4 protein-coding genes are annotated in these 3,163 nt (G+C 64.8%); all 4 read right to left on the reverse strand.

Annotation, left to right across the window (positions count from 1 at the left end; genetic code table 11):
- Positions 1-215 precede the first annotated feature (215 nt).
- Entirely contained in the window at positions 216-389 is a 174-nt protein-coding gene (locus VF794_RS14870; RefSeq protein ID WP_331110901.1) for a hypothetical protein, read from the reverse strand.
- Between the two features lie 96 nt (positions 390-485).
- Positions 486-920 (reverse strand): hypothetical protein, encoded by a 435-nt coding sequence (locus tag VF794_RS14875; RefSeq protein WP_331110903.1) that lies wholly within the window; start codon positions 918-920, stop codon positions 486-488.
- A gap of 356 nt (positions 921-1,276) precedes the next feature.
- Positions 1,277-2,108 (reverse strand): IS5 family transposase gene (locus VF794_RS14880; protein WP_331110905.1). Its coding sequence is split into 2 segments (ribosomal slippage): positions 1,277-1,390 and positions 1,392-2,108, totalling 831 coding nucleotides; the frame shifts between segments, so codons are not numbered across the junction.
- Between the two features lie 283 nt (positions 2,109-2,391).
- A partial coding sequence (locus tag VF794_RS14885) for a sigma 54-interacting transcriptional regulator (RefSeq protein WP_331110907.1) occupies positions 2,392-3,163 on the reverse strand: 772 nt, incomplete at its 5' end.

A 3,163-nucleotide genomic window follows, 5' to 3' on the forward strand; every position in this document is an offset into this window, starting at 1 on the left:
TTCCTCGCGCTGGTGAGTTCGCGGGTCCGGCCGTGCCGCCGGAGTGCCGCAGCCTGCATTGCAGGCCCTCGAGAGTACGGCCCAGGCGTTCTCGCACAGGTGCCGTACTGATGCTCAACATCGTTCTTTGGGCTGACCTGGTCAAGAGGGGCGTGCCATCGAAAAAAGAGGACGCCGTCGGATACAGACCGACGCCCTCCACCTCCTCGGGCCACCTACCACTCGGAATGCGCCCCGCCGTCGTAGCGGCTGCTGCCGTACGAGTTTCGGCTGTACGCGCCGGCGTCGTTCAACTCCGCGACGACGACCGCCAACACCGCAGCGAGGATGCGCCGGGCCACCCGGGACTGGATGAGCCTGCGCAGGACTGTTCGCAATGCCAGAGCCATGGGCTCTCTCCTCCCGCCTGCCGGCCGGCTAGCTTCAGGTTGTTGTACGTCTGGCGGGAGGGGAGAAGCGGTCCGAGGAAGACCGTGGTTCTCATTTCATGGGCTTGGGGGTGTTGGCTCTTCGCGCTTCGCCTCGGCTTCGGCTTTCGCCAGAAGGCGACGAAGGTGAATTATGCGTTGTGCCGCCGTCCACGGGCGAAGGCGAACATCGGGGTCGCCGAGTTCGTTCTCGGGGACACTGTTGTGGGGGGCCAGCAATTCGATCGGGTCCGCTTCACAGAGCATGGCTCGCCGCAGGAGGGTGCTGCGGGTGAGCACGAGTGTGAGCACGGCGCCGATGGCGATTGGGGCCTGTGCCGCCGCCTCATCGGAGGGCAGCGACTTCATGGCGAGGAGCTCGGCAATGTTGGCCGCTGCGGTCAGCGCGTCCTCGAGCATGGACAGCTCGGCGGAGAGGGACACCAGCTCCGTGCCCTCGCCGTTAGGGGGCGGCGGGGGTTGAGCACAGTCGATGACGGTGAGTTCGGTCATGGGTTGGTCCTCCGCCTCCGGCAGGTGGTGCACGGAGGACAGCAAGAGCCCGCGTGCGCGTGTGTAGCAGCGCGCCAGCGGACGATGGTGGTGAAGGGGGACGGCAGGAGGCGGCTTGCTCCGGGCAACGCACCGTCGCGGAGCTGCGTACCTCTTGACCCTTAGAATCTGTTTCGGTAGGAGCCGGCGCTAACAGGCCAAGCAGCGTACGAACGACCTGTAGTCGGACTGGAAACGGGAACCAGGCGCGGCCAGGACGGCCCGAACAGGAAGTTGAGACGCAAGGGGCCATGAGCCTCCAGAGAGTCGGAGGCTGCTGCTGGCCGAGTGCACCTGCCCCGCCTATCGCTCCCAGCCTATGGGGGGAGCAGGTCGTGGAACCAGGTAATGATGCCCAATGCCAGGTGGAGCATCGCCAAGTACGTGTCCTCACGTCTCTCCCAGCGCACCAGCAGACGACGGAACTTGTTGAATCCACCCGTGGGTGCGCTCCACCACCCACCGGCGCGCCTTCTTGCGCTTGCGGCGTCCAAGAGGCTTGGGCTGTTGGCCACGGCGACACTGATGCAAAGTGAAGCCGTATGCCCTGGCCAGGGTCCGCACCGCGTCGTAGTCGTACCCCTTGTCCAGGCACAGCCCCTGCGGATGCCGCGCGTCGGGTTGGGGGCGCTCCACGGGGACGGACTGGAGCGTCGGACGCATCAGCTTGAAGTCAGGGACGTTGGCTCCAGCGACAGCAAGGCCCAGGGGCGTGCCGCGTCCATCCGTCAGCAAGCTTTTCTTGGTGCCCTTCTTGGCGCGGTCCGTCGGATTGGGGCCGGTTTTCTCTCCACCCAACGGGGCCTTGCCCATGGCCCCGTCCAGGGCCAACCACTTCCAGTCGATTCCACGCAGCGCCTCATGGGCCAGCAAGCCCTGGCGCCAGAATTCATAGAACACCCCCGCCGCTGCCCACTCCCGGAAGCGTCGATAGGCAGAAGAGGGGCCGCAGATGCCCGTGGCCTTCAAGGCCCGCCATTGCATCCCCGTACGCAGCACCAGAACAATCCCCTCCATGGCCCGGCGGTCAGGTGTGCGCGGGTTGTGGCACCCCAAGGGATGCTTGGGCCGAGGCGGCAGAAGAGGTTCCATCTTGGCCCACAGTTCGTCTGGTAGACGCCAACCGTCATCTTGCTTCACAAGCCCCATGGCTCATGCTGCACCTCCCATGAGGTACAACTCACGAGGTCATCTCTTCATTCCTACCTGCGCGGTCACCTCTAGAACTGGTAGGCGTAGCTACTTGGATGGGCCGCCCATAAGCGAGCAGGCGACCTGCCCTCCTACCGAAACAGGTTCTTATACCCACGGGCCCTGCTGGCCTTCGAACGCCACAGCTCGGGCGTCAGCGGGTGGGGTAGGGCGTACCGCTGTTGCATCAGATCGCGGAGATCACCGCTTGGCCGGACGATTGAGCGTAAGCTTGGGGGGATTAGGGCTCGCGGACCGAAGAGCCGTCGTCCTCGGCGGCCAGCCTCGTCTTTGATCTGGAGGATCCGCCGCGTGGTGAGGCACCCCTGGTGGGCGGAGAGCTTTTGAGAAGCTGACCATCCCGCCAGACGAGGCCGAAGCCCTGAAGGTACTTCGCCAGCCGGTCCCCGTCGTTCCGCTGCCTGCGCTGGGGACCCGACACATCAAACAATTCGCGTCCCGCCTCGGCCAGTGTCCGGCTCCTCTCCACGACGCGTAGGACCGCCGCGAGTTGCACGCGGTCGAAGCGGTCCAGCTTGGCGACCCCTTCAGGACCGAGATGGCGGGTGAGGAGCTCCTCATCAGGACTGACGTGCTGTCCCTGCCAGTTGTGCTTCAGCCTCTTGAATTCCGGCTCAAGGAGTTCGACGCCAATCTTCCCGTCTTCACACAGCGTCGCCATGCGGTGAACGGCAGAGGAAAGGTCTCGGAAGTTTCCATCCCAGGTGGCCTCGGCCGATCGGGCGAACTTAAGGAATTCGTGCCTGGCGTCGGGGGTGAGGTGCACGCCCCTACCGCTCCTTTTTAGCTCATGGTCGAGGTTGGGCTCGATGTCTTCTGGGCGCTCGCGGAGAGGAGGCAGCCGGAATCGCCAAGTGCTGATGCGGGCGAGCAGGTCCTCTCGGAATCGTCCCTCGCGAACCTCCTTGTTGAGGTCGCGGTTTGTCCCTGTAATGAGCTGGAAGTCGCTCTTGACCGGGTGGTCGGCACCGAGCGGGGTGAACTCTTTCTCG

The sequence above is a fragment of the Archangium sp. genome (assembly GCF_036389735.1).
Lineage (GTDB): Bacteria > Myxococcota > Myxococcia > Myxococcales > Myxococcaceae > Archangium.

Excerpts from the sequence above, each read along its gene's own strand:
- VF794_RS14870 (WP_331110901.1), bottom strand. The coding sequence starts at position 389 with ATGGCTCTGGCATTGCGAACAGTCCTGCGCAGGCTCATCCAGTCCCGG.
- VF794_RS14875 (WP_331110903.1), bottom strand. The coding sequence starts at position 920 with ATGACCGAACTCACCGTCATCGACTGTGCTCAACCCCCGCCGCCCCCT.